The organism is Enterococcus dispar ATCC 51266, assembly GCF_000406945.1.
Lineage (GTDB): Bacteria > Bacillota > Bacilli > Lactobacillales > Enterococcaceae > Enterococcus_C > Enterococcus_C dispar.
The window spans coordinates 2,535,775-2,552,250 of sequence record NZ_KE136354.1 but is presented as its reverse complement, the minus strand read 5'-3'; the positions used below and the strand labels follow the sequence as shown (position 1 = coordinate 2,552,250).

Below are 16,476 nucleotides of genomic sequence, written 5' to 3'. Positions count from 1 at the left end.
TCTAAGCCGCAAGATAGAAAAATAGCATGTAAAAAAAGACTGGCACTAAGCCAGTCTTTTTATAAATATGTGCCAATATTAAAATGTAATATTGATACGAAATATGTTTTTTTAATACCCTAAAAATACTGCATTTTTTGTAGAGTGTCAAGACGGTTTGTAGGTAAACTGAAGAATATACCAATTCGCATATTTCCAAATAACACCCATTTTTTTCAGTTCAAGCCATTAAAAATAATTTTTCATTAAACCAATCCTTAAAAGCGTTTTTTCTTTTTCTTGAAAGCTTCCACAAAAAGCGACTTATGATAAAATAAGAACAAGTTTTAACTTATTCTAGAGAAATTTGGTGACAAAATGCAGCAAGTAAAAACCTTTTTAAAAGAAAATCGTCTTTTTATGTTGACGAGTTTTGGTCTTCCCTTTTTAATTTTGGCCTTTATTTATTTAACGATTGGGATATATCCTGGCAGCAGCCGCAGTATTCTGGCAAGCGATGCCTTTTCACAATTTTCTAACTTTCACGCCAGTTTTCGCAATGCGATGTTAGGAAAACAGAGTTTCTTATACTCTTGGAACACCTCTTTAGGGCTCAATTATCTTTCGTTGATCTCTTATTATTTAGGCGGCCTCTTTACTCCTTTGGTGCTATTTTTCCCCAATCAGTTAATGCCTGACGCACTGTACTTTTTAACTTTACTAAAAGTCGGCAGTGCCGGTTTGGCTTTTTGGTTTTATGCTAAACATACCTTTAACATTGACAAATGGGCGCAAGTAGCATTAGCGATTAGTTACGCCTTAATGTCTTTTACTGTTGCTCATTCTGAAATTATTATGTGGCTTGATGCCTTGATTTATCTCCCTTTAATCATTTGGGGCATCGATCGACTGTTATTATTGCAAAAACCACGTTTACTTTTTTTCAGCTATTTACTCCTTTTTATTTCGAGTTTTTATATGGGCTTTATGATCGGAATTTTTTCAGTTCTATATTTTGCTGTCCGTCTCATAGCCAATTTTAAGGTTAATAAAAAAAGAATTTTACCTTATGCGGCAACTTCTTTTTTAGCTGGTGGTGCTTCTATGATTATTATCTTGCCAGCAGTTTTGGATTTACGCACCAACGGCGAAGAACTTACCCAGATTACCCAATTAAAAACAGAAGCAACCAATTTTTTAGATATTATCATGAAAAATATGATTGGGGTTTATGACACAACCAAGTATGGCAGTATTCCCTTTATATATATTGGTTTACTTCCATTAACTTTTTGTTTGTTCTATTTCTTTGCTAAAGGCGTTGCCCGCAAAGAAAAGATCTTGTTTGCCGCTTTATTCGCCATCTTAATTGCTAGTTTTTATTTCGTACCGTTAAATCTTTTCTGGCAAGGAATGCATGCACCAAATATGTTTTTATTCCGCTACGCCTATCTCTTTTCATTTTTGGTAATTATGTTAGCCGGCTATGGTTGGGAACAGTTTCAACCAAAATACTGGCCAAAACTCGTAGCAATCATCATTGCAATGATGCTGCTCTTTTGTTTAGCAATGGGCCTAAGAGGAGATAATGAGTATACTTATGTAAAATTTGGCTCTTTTATTTTAACGATTTGTTTTTTACTTCTATACATTCTGGTTTTTACCTTCACTGCCAAAGATAGTTTCACCAGAAAGACAGCTCGTATCTTACTACTAGCTGTCGTTTGTTGTGAAGCAGCAGTGAATAACAATGGGATGGTACGGGGAATTTTAAATGATTGGAATTACGCTTCCCGCAGCCTTTATACTCAACCTTATCCGGCAATTAAAAATCTCGTGTCCCAAGCCCAAAAAAATAACAGCACTTTTTACCGTTTGGAAAATCTTGATCCAGTTTCAAGCAATGATAGTTTCAACTATGGCTATAGCGGCATAAGCATGTTTTCTTCTATTCGAAATCGCCATTCTTCAAGTTATTTGGATCAATTAGGGTTTCGTTCACGAGGGACTAATTTAAATATTCGCTATACCAATAATACATTGTTAATGGATGGTTTTACTGGTATCAAATATAATTTAACCAAAACACCATTGAATAAGTTTGGCTTTAAAGAAATTGCTAAAAAAGATGATTATCAACTCTATGAAAACGAATATGCTTTACCTTTGGCCTTCTTAGCTGACAACAGCGCAAAAGAAATTGTACAACCACCCAATGACAATCTGACCGGACAAACCAATTTGATCAACGGTTTAAGTGGTGAAAATTTCCGCTATTTTGATTTTTTACCTTTAGCTTTAGTCAAAACAGACAATAGTTCCGTGACCAATACTGGTAATTACTTGCGCTTAACCGAAGAAAAAGCAAATTTGGCTAAAGATGTTACTTGGAGCGTGACGGTTCCGGCTCATAAACAAGCCTACTTAAGTCTTTACCCAGAAGATTTTGCGGAATTGGAAAGTTCCACGGTTACTATCTTATTAAATGGTCAACAGCGCAAAACCCAAATCAATATCAGTGGGCAATATTATGACTTAGGTTATTACGATAAAGAAACGACGATTACTTTTACTGCTAGTTTTTACGGCACCAAATCAATTGGCTTTCAAAACCCCCAAGTAGTTACTTTGGATACTGTTGCTTATGAAAAAGCAATGAAAACATTGCAGGAAAAAGGAGTCCCTTTGGAAACTGGCAATCGAAATGCTACTGGCACATTTGATGCAGCAAACGATCAGTTACTGGTTACAACCATTCCTTTTGATAAAGGGTGGCAAGCAAAAATTGATGGCAAAAAAGTGCCCGTTACCGCCTTTCAGGATGCTTTTGTCAGTGTAAAAGTTCCCCAGGGCAAGCACAAAATCACACTAAGTTACTTACCACCTGGTTTTACCATTGGTGTAGGTTTATTTATCGCATGTCTTCTTCTCTTTTATTTCTTTGATCGTTTCTACCAAAAGAAAACTAAGCAAATTTCCTAGTATAAAAAATCGTTGTTTCAAACATCTAAGAGCAGACGTTTGGAACAACGATTTTTTTATTCATATTTTACTTCCACTAAATACAAACCTTCTGGGTGAGCTGTCGGCCCAGCTAAATTACGATCTTTGGCTTGAATAATCTCCGTAATAGCTTCTGGTTCCATCCGCCCATTGCCGATTTTCAGCAATGTACCCACCATGATTCGTATCATCTTGTATAAAAAGCCATCACCCGTAAAAGTAAAGGTCAATTCATCACCGGCATCATTGACGACCATTTTTGCGACCCGTACTGTCCGAACTTTATCAACAACCGAACTCCCTGAAGCGCAAAATGAAGTAAAATCATGGGTTCCCAAAAAAGCAGGTAATGCGGCTTCTATTTTCGTCAAGTCTAAAGGATAAGGATAATAACTGGCATAAAAGCGCCGAAATGGACTGCGGGGCTTGCCGATATCCACTTTAAACTGATAGGTTTTTTCTTTTACCAAATAACGCACATGGAAGTCATCGGGAACAATTTCCACACTTTTACAAGCAATATCTTCAGGCGTCTGTGTATCAAGGGCAAAACGCATTTTTTCTAAAGGCCGTGCTTGAAGAAAGTCAAAGTGAATGACTTGACCTAGCGCATGCACCCCTGCATCTGTCCGACCAGAGCCTTGGACTTCGACAAAATTGCCATTATTCATTTTCGTTAATGTTTTTTCTAGTTCTGCCTGAACAGTTCGACCAGACACTTGCCGTTGAAAGCCGTGAAAGTTCGTTCCATCATAAGCAATAATAGCTTTATAGCGCAATTTTACTTCCTCAATTCCGAATCAAAATCAATAAGACCGTAACAATGGCAAAGACCACGATAACCATACTATCCCGCCAGTGCCAATCTAATTTACGATATTTCGTACGTCCTTCACCACCAGTATACCCTCTTGCTTCCATCGCAGTAGCTAAATCTTCCGCTCGATTAAAACTGGAGACAAATAATGGAATCAATAAAGGAATGATGGCTTTCATTTTTTGGACTAAACTGCCTTCGCCAAAATCAACCCCACGAGCCCGTTGCGCATTCATAATCTTTTCTGTTTCATCCATCAAGGTTGGCACAAAGCGCAAGGCAATAGATAACATCAAACTCACTTCATGAACGGGAAAATGAACCACGTTTAAGGGACGCAAAATATACTCAATGGCATCGGATAATTCCAAAGGTGCCGTAGTCAGCGTCAAGAGTGTCGACATAAAAATGATCAAAATGAAGCGGCAGAAAATAAATGCTCCATTTAGCAACCCATAATCTGTCACAGTAAAGATCCACCAATGCCACATCACATTACCGCCTGTGGTAAATAATACTTGCAGCAATACTGTAAATAAAATTAACCAAATTAACGGTTTAACCCCGCGGATAAAAAAAGAAATTTTAACTTTGGAAAGCACAATGCATCCTAATGTGAAAAGAGCTAAAAAAGCATAGCTTTGCCAGTTATTTGCAAAAAAGATAACCGCAATAAAATAAAAACTGGCAATTAATTTTGCCCGTGGATCCAGACGATGAATGAGAGAATCCCCTGGAATATACCGCCCAAAAATCAACTTATTCATCATTTGGCACCACCTCCTGCCAATAGCATATCAGCTAATTTTTCAGCAGTAATAGGCAACCGATCAAAATGCATCCCTTTTTCTTGCAAACGTAAAGCAAAATCGGTTGCCATAGGTACCCCAATTTGCTTTTCTTGGACCCATTTCACATCTTGAAAAACATCCACGGGACGGCCAGATTTTACTAACGCACCTTTTTCTAAGACATACACATAATCTGCAAAATTTGCCACATCATCCATTAAATGAGTTACTAAGACAATTGCAATATTTTTTTCCTGATGTAAACGTAAAAACATTTCCATCATATCTTTACGACCTTTAGGATCAAGTCCTGCTGTTGGTTCATCCAAAACCAACACCTCTGGTTCCATCGCCAGAACCCCTGCAATTGCCACACGACGCATTTGCCCCCCTGAGAGATCAAAAGGTGAACGTTCCATGTAAGAGGCATCTAAGCCAACTAGATTAAGATATTCTTCCGCTAGAGCTTTGGCAGCCTCATCGGATACACCAAAGTTTTTAGGACCAAAGGCAATGTCTTTCGCCACTGTTTCTTCAAATAACTGAGCCTCTGGAAATTGAAAGACAATACCGACTTTTTTTCGTATTGGTTTTAAATTCTTATTGTCTGTCGTTGCAATAATTTTACGCTCGCCAATGGTGACAGTCCCACTAGTGGGTTTCAACAACGCATTTAAATGCTGCAATAACGTCGATTTTCCACTACCGGTATGCCCCACAATCGCAGTGTAAGATCCGGTTGGAATTTCTAAATCAATATCATAGAGTGCCCGCTGTTCAAACGGTGTCCCCGGTTGATAAGTAAAGCCTACTTGTTCAAAACGGATGTCCATAACCAATCCACCATCCCTTCTTCAGTCAAGTATTCTTCAGGTACTGCTACGCCTCGTTCTTTTAAGGCTGCTTTTAATTTTTCCGGAAAAGGTAAATCCAAACCTAATTCGATTAATTTTTCTCCGGCAGAAAAAATTTCAGCAGGGCTGCCCTCTTTGACCAATCTACCTTCTTGCATCACCAAAATTCGATTGGCATTGGCAGCTTCATCAATATCATGAGTAATCGATAATACCGTCAAATTATTTTGATCTTTAATCTTCTTAATTGTAGAAATTACTTCTTCGCGACCTTCTGGATCCAGCATACTCGTCGCTTCATCTAAAATAATAATGTCTGGCCGCAACGCAACAACACCAGCAATAGCTACCCGTTGCTTTTGTCCTCCAGATAAACGCGCAGGTTCTCTTTGTTTAAAATCACTCATACGGACTTGTTGTAATGCATCTTCTACCCGGACTAACATCTCATCACGGGGAATACCTTGATTTTCTAGCCCAAAAGCAACATCATCTTCCACAGTCGAGCCAACAAACTGATTGTCAGGATTTTGAAAGACCATCCCTACCATTCGGCGAATATCCCAGACATTTTCTTCGTTTAATAAATTCCCGCCTACTTTAACAGTACCATTTTGCGGTAATAGCAAGCCATTAATTGTTTTAGCTAAAGTCGATTTACCAGAACCGTTATGGCCAACGATTGCCACCCACTCGCCCTTTTTAATTCGAAAGGAAACACCATCTAGTGCATTACGTTCAGCTTCTGGATCATAACTGAATTTTATATCAACAAGTTCAATAATATCTTCCATGACGACTCCTGTCCTTAATTCCATAGTTTTCGTTCCTAAAATAAATATTGAAGGTAAAAAGCTGATTTAAACGCTTTTCTTACTAAATTTAGCAGAAAATAATGGCAAATACAAATTGTTATTACTGAATGTCTCCTAAACAATTTTTTATTAAGCGCGACTATCTAAAAATTATTTAGGAGGCATTCGGTTTTTATTGTCTTGACACCAAATTTTGGGTAAAAAAAAAGCACTTTATGATGAGTGCCTGCCCCTTAGTATAAACTAAGGGGCGGCGCTGAGCTAGACTCGGAATTTACTTCCAACATCATAACACTCTAAAGGACATCGATAAAGTGATGAAAAGTGTGATATTAAACAAGTTCTAGGATAACCATTGGTGCTGCATCGCCGCGTCTTGGTTCTGTCTTCAAGATGCGAGTGTAGCCACCTTGGCGTTCTGCGTAACGAGGTGCGATATCGTTAAATAGCTTTTGTAAAGCTGATTCAATAACGATTTCTTCGTTTTCTTCCCGTACACTTGCTACTTCGTTACGTACGAAGGCAGCAGCTTGACGACGGGCATGCAAATCGCCACGTTTACCTAAAGTGATCATTTTTTCAGCAGTTGAACGAACTTCTTTAGCACGAGCTTCAGTCGTTACGATACGTTCGTTGATCAATAAATCAGTTGTTAAATCACGCAACATCGCTTTACGTTGGCTAGATGTGCGTCCTAATTTGCGGTAACTCACGTGGAATTCCCTCCTTTTTGATTCTGCGACTATTAGTCGTCTTTACGTAATCCTAAACCAAGATCGTGCAATTTGGCTTTCACTTCTTCAAGTGATTTACGGCCTAAATTACGTACTTTGATCATTTCTGGTTCAGATTTATTTGTTAATTCTTGTACTGTATTAATTCCAGCACGTTTCAGACAGTTATATGAACGAACAGATAAGTCTAATTCTTCGATTGTCATTTCTAACATTTTTTCTTTTTGTGTTTCTTCTTTTTCAATCATGATTTCAGCATTTTTGGCTTCATCAGTAAGATTCACAAAAATATCTAAATGTTCAGTCATGATTTTCGCAGCTAGACTCATTGCTTCCATCGGCATGATAGAACCATCAGTCCAAATTTCCATCGTCAATTTATCAAAATCGTCACGACGGCCAACCCGTGTGTTTTCTACTTGGTAGTTAACACGATTCACAGGTGTGTAAATTGAATCAACTGGGACAACACCAATTGGCATATCTTCCCGTTTGTTTTCATCAGCTTGCACATAACCACGACCAGGTCGAACAGTCAAGCGGGCATGAAAAGTAGCCCCTTCAGAAACGCTACAAATATACATATCTTTGTTTAAAATTTCTACATCACTGTCAACGATAATGTCACCAGCAGTAACAGTCGCTGGACCGGTAATGTCGATTTCAAGGGTTTTTTCTTCTTGCGTGTACATCTTAAGAGCAAGACCTTTGATATTCAAAATGATTTGTGCGACATCTTCGCGCACACCTTTGACGGTGGAGAATTCGTGTAAGACGCCATCGATTTGAATACTTGTGATCGCTGCCCCAGGCAATGAAGATAATAAAATACGACGTAGGGAATTGCCTAAAGTAGTCCCATAACCTCGTTCTAGAGGCTCAACGATGAACTTGCCATAATCTTTTTCTTCATCAATTTTTGCAACTCTTGGTTTTTCGAATTCAATCATTCTTATCTTTTACCCCTTTCAAAACGAAAAGTGTCTTGTTCAATGACGTAAAAATGTAGAAACTCAAATTGAGCAGCACTCATTAAACACGACGGCGTTTTGGAGGGCGGCATCCATTATGAGGAACTGGAGTCACGTCACGGATTGCAGTCACTTCTAGACCTGCTGCTTGTAATGAACGAATTGCTGCTTCACGTCCAGAACCAGGGCCTTTAACAGTTACATCAACTGTTCTTAATCCATGTTCCATTGCTGCTTTTGAAGCAGTTTCAGCTGCCATTTGAGCGGCAAAAGGTGTAGATTTTTTGCTACCTTTAAAACCTAAAGCACCAGCAGATGACCATGCTAAAGCATTACCATGAGTATCTGTGATCATTACGATTGTATTGTTGAATGTTGAATGGATATGTGCAATACCGGTTTCAATATTCTTTTTGACACGGCGTTTACGATTCACTTTTTTTGCTACCATGAAGTTTTAACCTCCTTCACTAGATTATTATTTTTTCTTACCTGCAACTGTTTTAGAAGGTCCTTTACGAGTGCGGGCGTTATTTTTAGTGTTTTGACCACGAACTGGCAAACCACGACGATGACGGATACCACGGTAAGAACCGATTTCCATCAAACGTTTGATGTTTAAGTTGACTTCACGACGAAGATCACCTTCAACTTTTAATGTATCAACTGCTGCACGAATAGCATCTGTTTGTTCATTCGTTAAATCACGAACACGAACATCTTCAGATACGCCAGCTTCAGCTAACACTTTTTTCGCAGTAGTGTTTCCGATACCATAGATGTAAGTTAAAGAAACTACTACGCGTTTATCACGAGGAATATCTACTCCTGCAATACGTGCCATATTTTGTTACACCTCCGATTATCCTTGACGTTGTTTATGTTTTGGATTTGCTGGGCAAATCACCATAACGCGTCCTTTACGACGAATTACTTTACAATGTTCACACATTGGTTTTACTGATGGTCTTACTTTCATGATAATACCTCCTTGAAGTTTACGGAGTACAATTATTTAAAACGGTATGTGATCCGACCGCGTGATAAATCATAAGGCGATAATTCTACCGTCACTTTATCACCGGGCAGGATACGGATGTAGTGCATACGGATCTTACCTGATACCGTAGCGAGCACTTGGTGTCCGTTTTCCAATTCCACTTTAAACATTGCATTCGGCAAAGTTTCGACGACTGTACCTTCGATTTCGATAACATCTTCTTTTGCCACGCACAGTACCTCCTTGTACTTGTTTCGCTTTACACGATAAAATGGCGGAAACTGGGCGTTCCCACCTGAGATTCTCAAAACTTGCCTTTAATTAACGCTAAAGGCGGACTGACATATTCTATCATAATATATCACACTTAGCAAGAGAAAGTTTCTTTGCAAGTCGGTAGCTGTTTGCGCGTGTTACCCGATGATCTTTTGCACGTCGGCAAAGACTGCATCGATATCACGATCTCCATCAATCGACTGCAATAAACCTTGATCTTTATAGTAACTTAAGATCGGTTCACTGCTTTTAATGTTGACAGCTAGACGATTCTTGACTGTTTCAGGCTTGTCATCTTCTCGTTGATAAAACTCGTGGCCACCACAACGATCACAGGTTCCTTCAACTTTGGTTGGGTTGAAGATTTTGTGATAAGTTGCGCCGCAATTGCGACACATATAGCGACCCGCAAGACGTTCAACTAAGATTTCTGACGGAACATGGATTTCAACGACAGCATCTAATTTTTTACCAAGTTCTTTTAGCATTTGATCCAATGCCTTTGCTTGATCTAACGTTCTAGGAAAACCATCTAACAAGAAACCCTTGTCAGTATCTGGTTCGGCTAGACGCTCTTTTACGATACCATTGGTAACTTCGTCAGGCACTAATTCACCTTTATCCATATAAGCTTTTGCTTCCAGGCCGAGAGCTGTTTGGTTGGCCATAGCCGCCCGAAACATGTCACCTGTTGAGATGTGAGGAATTTGATACGCATCGACGATTCGCTCGGCTTGCGTGCCTTTACCTGCACCAGGTAATCCCATTAATACAAGGTTCATACTAACTCCTCCTGTAAGTTTATGGTGGGGGTGTTGAGGAAAAACCTCAACACTTCACCTTCACTCTAATTGATAAAACCAGTATATTTCCGTTTCAGCATTAAACCTTCTAACTGTTTTGCAGTTTCCAAGGCAACACCGATTACGATCAATAGACTTGTCCCACCCAAACCAATTGATTGTGGTAAGTTCCAGACCATTTGCGCAATGATTGGTAACAACGCAACTAAACCTAAGAACAACGCCCCAACTGCGCTTAAGCGCATCAATAAGCGGGAGACATAATCTTCAGTACCTTTACCAGGTCGGACCGATGGAATATAGCTTCCTTGCTTTTGTAAGTTTTCCGCTAATTTCTCAGGGTTAACTTGCACGAAAGCGTAAAAGAACGTAAATGCTACAATCAATAACGTATAAATCGTTGCACCAGGCACCGTGTTATAATTAAAGATTTGCATCATTACATCATACCAACCTTCACCACGATACGAGCCACTTAAAGCTTGTAAAATGGCATTCGGGGTAGCAATGAAAGAACTGGCGAAAATAACTGGAATAACGCCGGCAGCATTCACTTTAAGCGGTAAATAACTGCTTGTTGGTGCGCCAGCTACGCGTTTTGTATATTGGATCGGAATTTTACGTTCTGCTTGTTGGACAAAAGTGACCAACGTGATAATAACTAAAACAGCAATTACCAAAGCTAACATAAAGAGAGCCGATTTCCAAATTTCACTTGATTCGATATTAATGAAGTAATCTTCCACTAATTGTTTAATCGCATCAGGCAAACGCGAGATAATACCAGCAAAGATGATCATAGAAACCCCATTGCCGACTCCTTTTTCAGTGATTTGTTCACCTAACCAAGTTACAAACATTGTACCTGCAGTCAAGATTAAACCAATCACAACAAAAGTCATCACATCTGGGTTATCCACAAAGCCAAGCTGTGTCCAAGAATTAAATCCGGCTGTAATCCCGACTGATTGAACAAAGGCTAATACCAATGTCAAAATACGAGTAGCTTGATTTAATTTACGTCGGCCTACCTCACCTTGCTTGGACCATTCAACGAATTTAGGCACGATATCCATTTGCAACAACTGAATAACAATTGAAGCTGTGATATAAGGTGACACACCCATTGAAAAGACCGAGAAGTTTTGCATTGCACTACCACTCACCATGTTTAACATGTTTAAAAATGGCAGGTCTGCAATACTTTGTAAGCGACTGGCATCCACACCGGGAACGGTGATGTGTGCCCCTAGACGAAAGACGAATAAAGCAAAAACGGTAAAGAAGATCTTTGATCTAATATCTTTAACTTTAAAAGAGTCTTTCAACAGTTTAAACATTAGATCACCTCAATTGACCCACCGTTAGCTGTGATAGCTTCTTCGGCTGTTTTTGAGAATTTAGCTGCTTTCACAGTTAATTTCTTAGTCAATTCACCGTTTCCTAAAACTTTGATTCCAGCTTTTTCGTTTTTCACGATTCCAGCTTCTACTAGAGTAACAGGTGTTACTTCAGTACCGTCTTCAAAGCGATTTAAGACATCTAAATTGATTACTGCGTATTCTTTACGGTTAACGTTAGTAAAACCACGTTTTGGTAAACGACGGAATAATGGTGTTTGACCACCTTCAAAACCTAAACGTACACCACCACCTGAACGCGCTTTTTGACCTTTTTGTCCGCGACCAGACGTTTTACCGTTACCAGATGAAGTACCGCGACCGACGCGATTGCGTACTTGGCGTGATCCTTCTGCAGGTTGTAATTCATGAAGTTTCATAGGGTTGGCACCTCCTTAACAAGTTAAACTAAGTTTGCTTAAATTTCTTCAACGTCCACTAAGTGAGAAATAGTATTGACCATGCCTTTGATTGCATCATTAGCAGGTTTTACTACAGTTGTATTCACTTTACCAAGACCCAACGCTTTAACTGTATCACGTTGGTTTTGAGGACGTCCGATAATACTGCGTTTTAAAGTAATTTTTAATTCAGCCATTATTGTTGTCCTCCTTATCCGATAATTTCTTCAACTGATTTGCCACGTAAAGCAGCAACTTCTTCAGCGCGTTTTAATTGAGATAAACCTTCAACAGTTGCACGAACAACGTTGATTGGTGTGTTTGAACCTAATGATTTAGAAGTAATATCTGACACGCCTGCTAATTCTAAGACGGCACGGACAGGTCCACCTGCAGCAACCCCAGAACCTTCAACAGCTGGCTTCATTAAAATGCGGCCACCGCCAAAGACGCCGATAACTTCATGAGGGATAGTTGTTCCCACCATAGGTACTTCAATCAAGTTTTTCTTAGCACTTTCGATCGCTTTACGGATAGCTTCTGGTACTTCTTGGGCTTTACCTGTACCAAAACCTACGTGTCCGTTTTTATCGCCAACTACAACTAAAGCTGCAAAACGCAAACGGCGTCCGCCTTTAACAACTTTTGTTACGCGGTTGATCGCAACAACGCGGTCTTCTAATTCCAAATGATTTGGATCGATGTAAGTCATGAATGGTGTTCCTCCTTTTCCTAAAATTCTAGTCCATTTTCGCGAGCAGCTTCAGCTAAAGCTTGCACACGGCCATGGTAAAGGTAACCACCACGGTCAAAGACTACTTCTTTAATACCTTTAGCAGCAGCACGTTCAGCAACTAATTTACCAACGGCTTGCGCTTGTTCTGTTTTATTTCCACCTGAAATTTCTTTATCCAAGGCAGAGGCACTTGCTAGCGTTACACCCGCTACGTCATCAATAACTTGCGCGTAGATGTTTTTGTTAGAACGGAATACGTTCAAACGTGGGCACTCAGCAGTACCAGAGATTTTGTTACGGACACGGCGATGACGCTTTTGACGTGTCTTGTTTTTGTCTGGTTTTGTAATCACAATTGTCACCTCTTCAATTTGCTGGCCTAAGCCGCGAAAAGTACATAGCAATCTTCACGAAAGGAAGATGTGAAGCCGTCATTTTCATACCGGCTTCGGCTATATCCTTTATTATTTACCAGTTTTACCTTCTTTACGGCGTACATATTCGCCAACATAGCGGATACCTTTGCCTTTATAAGGTTCTGGTGGACGTACGCCACGGATGTTCGCAGCTAATTCGCCTACTACTTCTTTATTGATTCCTTTAACGATCACTTGTGTGTTCGCAGGAACTTCAATCTCAATACCCGCTGGCGCTTCAATCTCAACTTGATGAGAGTAACCAACGTTTAAGATTAATTTTTTGCCTTGTAATTGGGCACGGTAACCAACCCCGATAAGTTCAAGAGCTTTTTGGAAACCTTCAGAAACACCAACGACCATGTTGTTAAAGTTGGCACGAGTTGTTCCGTGGATAGTTTTCATTTCTTTTGTGTCATTTGGACGAGTGAAAGTTACTACGTTTCCTTCGACATTCATAGTAATGTCAGAAGAAAAAGTACGTGTAAGTTCACCTTTAGGACCTTTGACTGTAATGTTGTTGCCATCTTGCTTGACTTCTACGCCAGCAGGCAATTCAACGATTTTATTACCGATACGACTCACTTAAAGACACCTCCTTGTAAAAGATTATATTACCATACGTATGCGACAACTTCGCCGCCGACATTTTTTTGACGCGCTTCTTTATCAGTGATTACACCGTCAGAAGTCGAGATAATGGCGATACCTAAACCATTTAATACTTTTGGTACTTCGTCAGCTTTAACGTAAGCACGTAAACCTGGTTTAGAGATACGTTTCAAGTTAGTGATAACACGTTCACCGTTTTTACCGTATTTCAGGAAGACACGGATCACGCCTTGTTTGTCATCTTCGATATATTCAACATCACGGATGAAACCTTCTTTTTTCAAGATTTCAGCGATGTCACGCTTGATTTTTGATGCAGGCACTTCTAAAGATTCGTGCTTAACCATGTTAGCGTTACGAATGCGTGTTAGAAAATCTGCGATTGGATCTGTCATGACCATGGGTTCTTTTACCTCCTTTATGCGAGTATTTGTTTACCAGCTAGCTTTCTTCACGCCGGGAATTTGACCTTTATAGGCAAGTTCGCGGAAGCAAATACGGCAAAGTTTAAATTTACGATAAACTGAATGTGGACGTCCGCAACGTTCGCAACGAGTATAAGCTTGTGTTGAATGTTTAGCAGGACGTTGTTGTTTAGCAATCATTGATTTTTTAGCCACGTAGTTCGCCTCCTTTAATTATTTTTGGAATGGCATGCCTAATTGTGTCAGCAATTCACGTGATTCTTCATCAGTGTTGGCTGTTGTCACAATAACGATGTCCATCCCGCGTACTTTGTCGACCAAATCGTAATCAACTTCAGGGAAGATTAATTGTTCTTTGATACCTAAAGTGTAGTTACCGCGACCATCGAATGATTTTTTACTTACACCATGGAAGTCACGGACACGTGGTAGTGAAACACTTACCAATTTATCTAAGAATTCATACATGCGTTCGCCGCGCAAAGTAACTTTGGCGCCGATTGGCATGCCTTCACGTAAACGGAAGCCGGCAATAGATTTTTTAGCTTTTGTAATCAATGGTTTTTGACCAGCGATTAAAGTTAATTCTTCTACTGCTTTATCTAAATTTTTCGCATTTGAAACAGCGTCACCCACACCCATGTTGATAACAATCTTTTCAACTTTTGGTGCTTGCATCACTGAATTGTAATTGAATTTTTCCATTAAAGCTGGAACTACTTCTTTTGAGTATTTTTCTTTCAGGCGGTTCATTTAGTTGCCCCTCCTTCCTTAAATTATTTATCTAAAACTTCACCGGTTTTCTTGGAAACGCGGACTTTTTTACCGTCAACTTCTTTGTAGCCAACCCGAGTAGCTTCACCGTTTGATGGGTCGATAATCATGACGTTTGATACATGAATCGGCGCTTCCATTTCAACGATTCCGCCTTGCGGAGCAGCTTGAGAAGGTTTTTGGTGTTTTTTCACGATGTTAACACCTTCGACTACAACTTTATCTTTTTTCGGGAAAGCTTCTAAAACAACGCCTTCTTTGTTTTTGTCTTTACCGGTGATAACTTTGACTTTGTCGCCTTTTTTAATAAACATTACTGTTTCGCACCTCCTTTTAAAATAGGTTTTCTTATAATACTTCTGGTGCTAGGGAAACGATCTTCATGAAGTTGTTTTCACGCAATTCACGGGCAACAGGGCCAAAGATCCGAGTTCCACGAGGGCTTTTATCGTCACGGATAATTACCGCAGCATTTTCATCAAATTTAATATAAGAACCGTCAGTACGGCGCGCACCTGATTTAGTGCGAACGATGACCGCTTTGACAACGTCGCCTTTTTTGACAACCCCACCTGGCGTTGCTTGTTTAACTGAAGCAACAATCACGTCTCCGATGTTCGCAGTTTTACGACCTGAGCCACCTAGGACTTTGATCGTCAAAATTTCACGCGCACCTGAGTTATCAGCAACTTTTAATCGGCTTTCTGATTGGATCACGGTTGTATCCTCCTTTATCGCTTTATTTAACTAACTAGTGTCAAAGTGTAATTAGATAATTACAGCTTTTTCAACGATTTCTACTAGACGGAAACGTTTAGTAGCAGATAATGGACGAGTTTCCATAATTTTCACGATATCGCCAACTTTAGCTTCGTTGTTTTCATCGTGCGCTTTGTATTTCTTAGAGTAGTTCATGCGTTTACCGTAGATAGGGTGGTTTTTCTTTGTTTCGACAACAACAGTAATGGTTTTATCCATTTTGTCAGATACCACGCGACCTTGGTAAACTTTACGTTGATTTCTTTCAGTCATACCGCTAATGGCCTCCTTCCACAATTACTTCGCTTGTTCACGCAACACAGTTTTGATGCGTGCAATCGATTTACGTACTTCTTTGATACGTGCAGTGTTTTCTAATTGACCGGTTGCTAATTGGAAACGCAAGTTGAACAATTCTTCTTTCAATTGTTTTTCCTGATCAAGCATTTCGGCAGTGGTTAATTCTCTGATTTCTTTAACCTTCATTCGATTCACCACCCATTTCCTCACGTTTTACGATCTTAGTTTTCACTGGTAATTTGTGAGAAGCAAGACGTAATGCTTCACGAGCAACTTCTTCAGGTACACCGGCGATTTCAAACATGATTTTACCACGTTTAACTGGTGATACCCAGCCTTCAGGTGCCCCTTTACCAGAACCCATCCGGACCCCGATAGCTTTTGCTGTATATGATTTATGAGGGAAAATTTTGATCCACACTTTCCCGCCACGTTTCATATAACGAGTCATTGCAATACGGGCTGCTTCGATTTGACGGTTAGTAATCCAGTGAGATTCTAAAGCTTGTAAGCCGTATTCACCAAAAGATACTTCTTTGCCACCTTTTGCTTCGCCACGCATTTTACCGCGGAATTCACGACGGTGTTTTACACGTTTAGGTACTAACAT

26 protein-coding genes are annotated in these 16,476 nt (G+C 39.7%); 1 reads left to right on the top strand and 25 read right to left on the bottom strand.

All coding sequences use genetic code 11. From position 1 onward, the window contains the following. The first annotated feature begins 357 nt into the window (after positions 1-357). Complete coding sequence (locus RK01_RS12025; protein WP_016173548.1) at positions 358-2,961, top strand: YfhO family protein; 2,604 nt, start codon at positions 358-360, stop codon at positions 2,959-2,961. A 56-nt stretch (positions 2,962-3,017) separates the two neighbouring features. On the opposite strand, the gene truA is transcribed toward RK01_RS12025, so the two are convergent. The 25 genes from truA to rplP all read right to left on the bottom strand — a co-directional run bounded on the left by truA (position 3,018) and on the right by rplP (position 16,476). After that, positions 3,018-3,761, bottom strand: a complete 744-nt coding sequence (gene truA / locus RK01_RS12020) for a tRNA pseudouridine(38-40) synthase TruA (RefSeq protein ID WP_016173547.1) — start codon at positions 3,759-3,761, stop codon at positions 3,018-3,020. A gap of 10 nt (positions 3,762-3,771) precedes the next feature. Beyond that, positions 3,772-4,569, bottom strand: coding sequence for an energy-coupling factor transporter transmembrane component T family protein (locus RK01_RS12015; RefSeq protein ID WP_016173546.1), 798 nt, complete (start codon positions 4,567-4,569; stop codon positions 3,772-3,774). After that, positions 4,566-5,423 (bottom strand): energy-coupling factor ABC transporter ATP-binding protein, encoded by an 858-nt coding sequence (locus tag RK01_RS12010; RefSeq protein WP_016173545.1) that lies wholly within the window; start codon positions 5,421-5,423, stop codon positions 4,566-4,568. The genes RK01_RS12015 and RK01_RS12010 overlap by 4 nt, the downstream gene beginning before the upstream one ends. Then, a complete protein-coding gene (locus RK01_RS12005; RefSeq protein WP_016173544.1) occupies positions 5,399-6,238 on the bottom strand; it encodes an energy-coupling factor ABC transporter ATP-binding protein in 840 nt (279 codons plus the stop codon). Before RK01_RS12005 ends, RK01_RS12010 begins: the two co-directional genes overlap by 25 nt. Before the next feature lie 353 nt (positions 6,239-6,591). Further along, positions 6,592-6,972 carry a 50S ribosomal protein L17 gene (rplQ, locus tag RK01_RS12000; RefSeq protein ID WP_016173543.1) on the bottom strand — a complete coding sequence of 127 codons (381 nt, stop codon included), beginning with the start codon at positions 6,970-6,972 and terminating at the stop codon, positions 6,592-6,594. Positions 6,973-7,004: 32 nt separating this feature from the next. Next, a complete protein-coding gene (locus tag RK01_RS11995; protein ID WP_016173542.1) occupies positions 7,005-7,943 on the bottom strand; it encodes a DNA-directed RNA polymerase subunit alpha in 939 nt (312 codons plus the stop codon). 82 nt (positions 7,944-8,025) lie between these two features. Further along, the gene (gene rpsK / locus RK01_RS11990; RefSeq protein ID WP_016173541.1) at positions 8,026-8,415 is read right to left on the bottom strand and encodes a 30S ribosomal protein S11; all 390 of its coding nucleotides are present in this window, start codon (positions 8,413-8,415) and stop codon (positions 8,026-8,028) included. A 27-nt stretch (positions 8,416-8,442) separates the two neighbouring features. Continuing rightward, positions 8,443-8,808 (bottom strand): 30S ribosomal protein S13, encoded by a 366-nt coding sequence (gene rpsM, locus RK01_RS11985; RefSeq protein WP_016173540.1) that lies wholly within the window; start codon positions 8,806-8,808, stop codon positions 8,443-8,445. Positions 8,809-8,826: 18 nt separating this feature from the next. Continuing rightward, entirely contained in the window at positions 8,827-8,943 is a 117-nt protein-coding gene (gene rpmJ, locus RK01_RS11980) for a 50S ribosomal protein L36 (protein WP_002288710.1), read from the bottom strand. A gap of 32 nt (positions 8,944-8,975) precedes the next feature. Next, entirely contained in the window at positions 8,976-9,194 is a 219-nt protein-coding gene (gene infA / locus RK01_RS11975; RefSeq protein WP_010754744.1) for a translation initiation factor IF-1, read from the bottom strand. Positions 9,195-9,377: 183 nt separating this feature from the next. Continuing rightward, entirely contained in the window at positions 9,378-10,022 is a 645-nt protein-coding gene (locus tag RK01_RS11970) for an adenylate kinase (protein ID WP_016173539.1), read from the bottom strand. 65 nt (positions 10,023-10,087) lie between these two features. Continuing rightward, a complete protein-coding gene (gene secY, locus RK01_RS11965; protein WP_016173538.1) occupies positions 10,088-11,383 on the bottom strand; it encodes a preprotein translocase subunit SecY in 1,296 nt (431 codons plus the stop codon). Next, positions 11,383-11,823: a 50S ribosomal protein L15 gene (gene rplO / locus RK01_RS11960; protein ID WP_016173537.1), complete on the bottom strand. Its 441-nt coding sequence runs from the start codon at positions 11,821-11,823 to the stop codon at positions 11,383-11,385. The genes secY and rplO overlap by 1 nt, the downstream gene beginning before the upstream one ends. 38 nt (positions 11,824-11,861) lie before the next feature. Next, on the bottom strand, positions 11,862-12,041 hold the full coding sequence (rpmD, locus tag RK01_RS11955; protein WP_016173536.1) for a 50S ribosomal protein L30: 180 nt from the start codon (positions 12,039-12,041) through the stop codon (positions 11,862-11,864). A 14-nt stretch (positions 12,042-12,055) separates the two neighbouring features. Then, a complete protein-coding gene (rpsE, locus tag RK01_RS11950) occupies positions 12,056-12,556 on the bottom strand; it encodes a 30S ribosomal protein S5 (RefSeq protein ID WP_016173535.1) in 501 nt (166 codons plus the stop codon). A gap of 20 nt (positions 12,557-12,576) precedes the next feature. After that, complete coding sequence (gene rplR, locus RK01_RS11945) at positions 12,577-12,933, bottom strand: 50S ribosomal protein L18 (RefSeq protein ID WP_016173534.1); 357 nt, start codon at positions 12,931-12,933, stop codon at positions 12,577-12,579. A 111-nt stretch (positions 12,934-13,044) separates the two neighbouring features. Continuing rightward, a complete protein-coding gene (gene rplF, locus RK01_RS11940) occupies positions 13,045-13,581 on the bottom strand; it encodes a 50S ribosomal protein L6 (protein ID WP_016173533.1) in 537 nt (178 codons plus the stop codon). A 29-nt stretch (positions 13,582-13,610) separates the two neighbouring features. Continuing rightward, the gene (gene rpsH / locus RK01_RS11935; protein ID WP_016173532.1) at positions 13,611-14,009 is read right to left on the bottom strand and encodes a 30S ribosomal protein S8; all 399 of its coding nucleotides are present in this window, start codon (positions 14,007-14,009) and stop codon (positions 13,611-13,613) included. 33 nt (positions 14,010-14,042) lie between these two features. Next, a complete protein-coding gene (locus tag RK01_RS11930; RefSeq protein WP_016173531.1) occupies positions 14,043-14,228 on the bottom strand; it encodes a type Z 30S ribosomal protein S14 in 186 nt (61 codons plus the stop codon). 18 nt (positions 14,229-14,246) lie between these two features. After that, complete coding sequence (gene rplE / locus RK01_RS11925) at positions 14,247-14,786, bottom strand: 50S ribosomal protein L5 (RefSeq protein WP_016173530.1); 540 nt, start codon at positions 14,784-14,786, stop codon at positions 14,247-14,249. A 23-nt stretch (positions 14,787-14,809) separates the two neighbouring features. Then, complete coding sequence (gene rplX, locus RK01_RS11920) at positions 14,810-15,121, bottom strand: 50S ribosomal protein L24 (protein ID WP_016173529.1); 312 nt, start codon at positions 15,119-15,121, stop codon at positions 14,810-14,812. Between the two features lie 34 nt (positions 15,122-15,155). After that, a complete protein-coding gene (gene rplN / locus RK01_RS11915) occupies positions 15,156-15,524 on the bottom strand; it encodes a 50S ribosomal protein L14 (RefSeq protein WP_016173528.1) in 369 nt (122 codons plus the stop codon). Positions 15,525-15,575: 51 nt separating this feature from the next. Next, entirely contained in the window at positions 15,576-15,839 is a 264-nt protein-coding gene (gene rpsQ, locus RK01_RS11910; protein ID WP_016173527.1) for a 30S ribosomal protein S17, read from the bottom strand. 24 nt (positions 15,840-15,863) lie between these two features. Beyond that, a complete protein-coding gene (gene rpmC, locus RK01_RS11905; RefSeq protein WP_002288664.1) occupies positions 15,864-16,052 on the bottom strand; it encodes a 50S ribosomal protein L29 in 189 nt (62 codons plus the stop codon). Next, positions 16,042-16,476 carry a 50S ribosomal protein L16 gene (gene rplP, locus RK01_RS11900; protein WP_016173526.1) on the bottom strand — a complete coding sequence of 145 codons (435 nt, stop codon included), beginning with the start codon at positions 16,474-16,476 and terminating at the stop codon, positions 16,042-16,044. The genes rpmC and rplP overlap by 11 nt, the downstream gene beginning before the upstream one ends.

What these genes read in the sequence shown, in the direction of transcription:
- RK01_RS12025 (WP_016173548.1), top strand. Translation starts at nt 358, where the DNA reads ATGCAGCAAGTAAAAACCTTTTTAAAAGAAAATCGTCTTTTTATGTTG.
- RK01_RS12015 (WP_016173546.1), bottom strand. Translation starts at nt 4,569, where the DNA reads ATGATGAATAAGTTGATTTTTGGGCGGTATATTCCAGGGGATTCTCTC.
- RK01_RS12010 (WP_016173545.1), bottom strand. Translation starts at nt 5,423, where the DNA reads ATGGACATCCGTTTTGAACAAGTAGGCTTTACTTATCAACCGGGGACA.
- RK01_RS12005 (WP_016173544.1), bottom strand. Translation starts at nt 6,238, where the DNA reads ATGGAAGATATTATTGAACTTGTTGATATAAAATTCAGTTATGATCCA.
- RK01_RS11995 (WP_016173542.1), bottom strand. Translation starts at nt 7,943, where the DNA reads ATGATTGAATTCGAAAAACCAAGAGTTGCAAAAATTGATGAAGAAAAA.
- rpsK (WP_016173541.1), bottom strand. Translation starts at nt 8,415, where the DNA reads ATGGTAGCAAAAAAAGTGAATCGTAAACGCCGTGTCAAAAAGAATATT.
- rpsM (WP_016173540.1), bottom strand. Translation starts at nt 8,808, where the DNA reads ATGGCACGTATTGCAGGAGTAGATATTCCTCGTGATAAACGCGTAGTA.
- rpmJ (WP_002288710.1), bottom strand. Translation starts at nt 8,943, where the DNA reads ATGAAAGTAAGACCATCAGTAAAACCAATGTGTGAACATTGTAAAGTA.
- RK01_RS11970 (WP_016173539.1), bottom strand. Translation starts at nt 10,022, where the DNA reads ATGAACCTTGTATTAATGGGATTACCTGGTGCAGGTAAAGGCACGCAA.
- secY (WP_016173538.1), bottom strand. Translation starts at nt 11,383, where the DNA reads ATGTTTAAACTGTTGAAAGACTCTTTTAAAGTTAAAGATATTAGATCA.
- rplO (WP_016173537.1), bottom strand. Translation starts at nt 11,823, where the DNA reads ATGAAACTTCATGAATTACAACCTGCAGAAGGATCACGCCAAGTACGC.
- rpmD (WP_016173536.1), bottom strand. Translation starts at nt 12,041, where the DNA reads ATGGCTGAATTAAAAATTACTTTAAAACGCAGTATTATCGGACGTCCT.
- rpsE (WP_016173535.1), bottom strand. Translation starts at nt 12,556, where the DNA reads ATGACTTACATCGATCCAAATCATTTGGAATTAGAAGACCGCGTTGTT.
- rpsH (WP_016173532.1), bottom strand. Translation starts at nt 14,009, where the DNA reads ATGGTCATGACAGATCCAATCGCAGATTTTCTAACACGCATTCGTAAC.
- rplE (WP_016173530.1), bottom strand. Translation starts at nt 14,786, where the DNA reads ATGAACCGCCTGAAAGAAAAATACTCAAAAGAAGTAGTTCCAGCTTTA.
- rplX (WP_016173529.1), bottom strand. Translation starts at nt 15,121, where the DNA reads ATGTTTATTAAAAAAGGCGACAAAGTCAAAGTTATCACCGGTAAAGAC.
- rpsQ (WP_016173527.1), bottom strand. Translation starts at nt 15,839, where the DNA reads ATGACTGAAAGAAATCAACGTAAAGTTTACCAAGGTCGCGTGGTATCT.
- rpmC (WP_002288664.1), bottom strand. Translation starts at nt 16,052, where the DNA reads ATGAAGGTTAAAGAAATCAGAGAATTAACCACTGCCGAAATGCTTGAT.
- rplP (WP_016173526.1), bottom strand. Translation starts at nt 16,476, where the DNA reads ATGTTAGTACCTAAACGTGTAAAACACCGTCGTGAATTCCGCGGTAAA.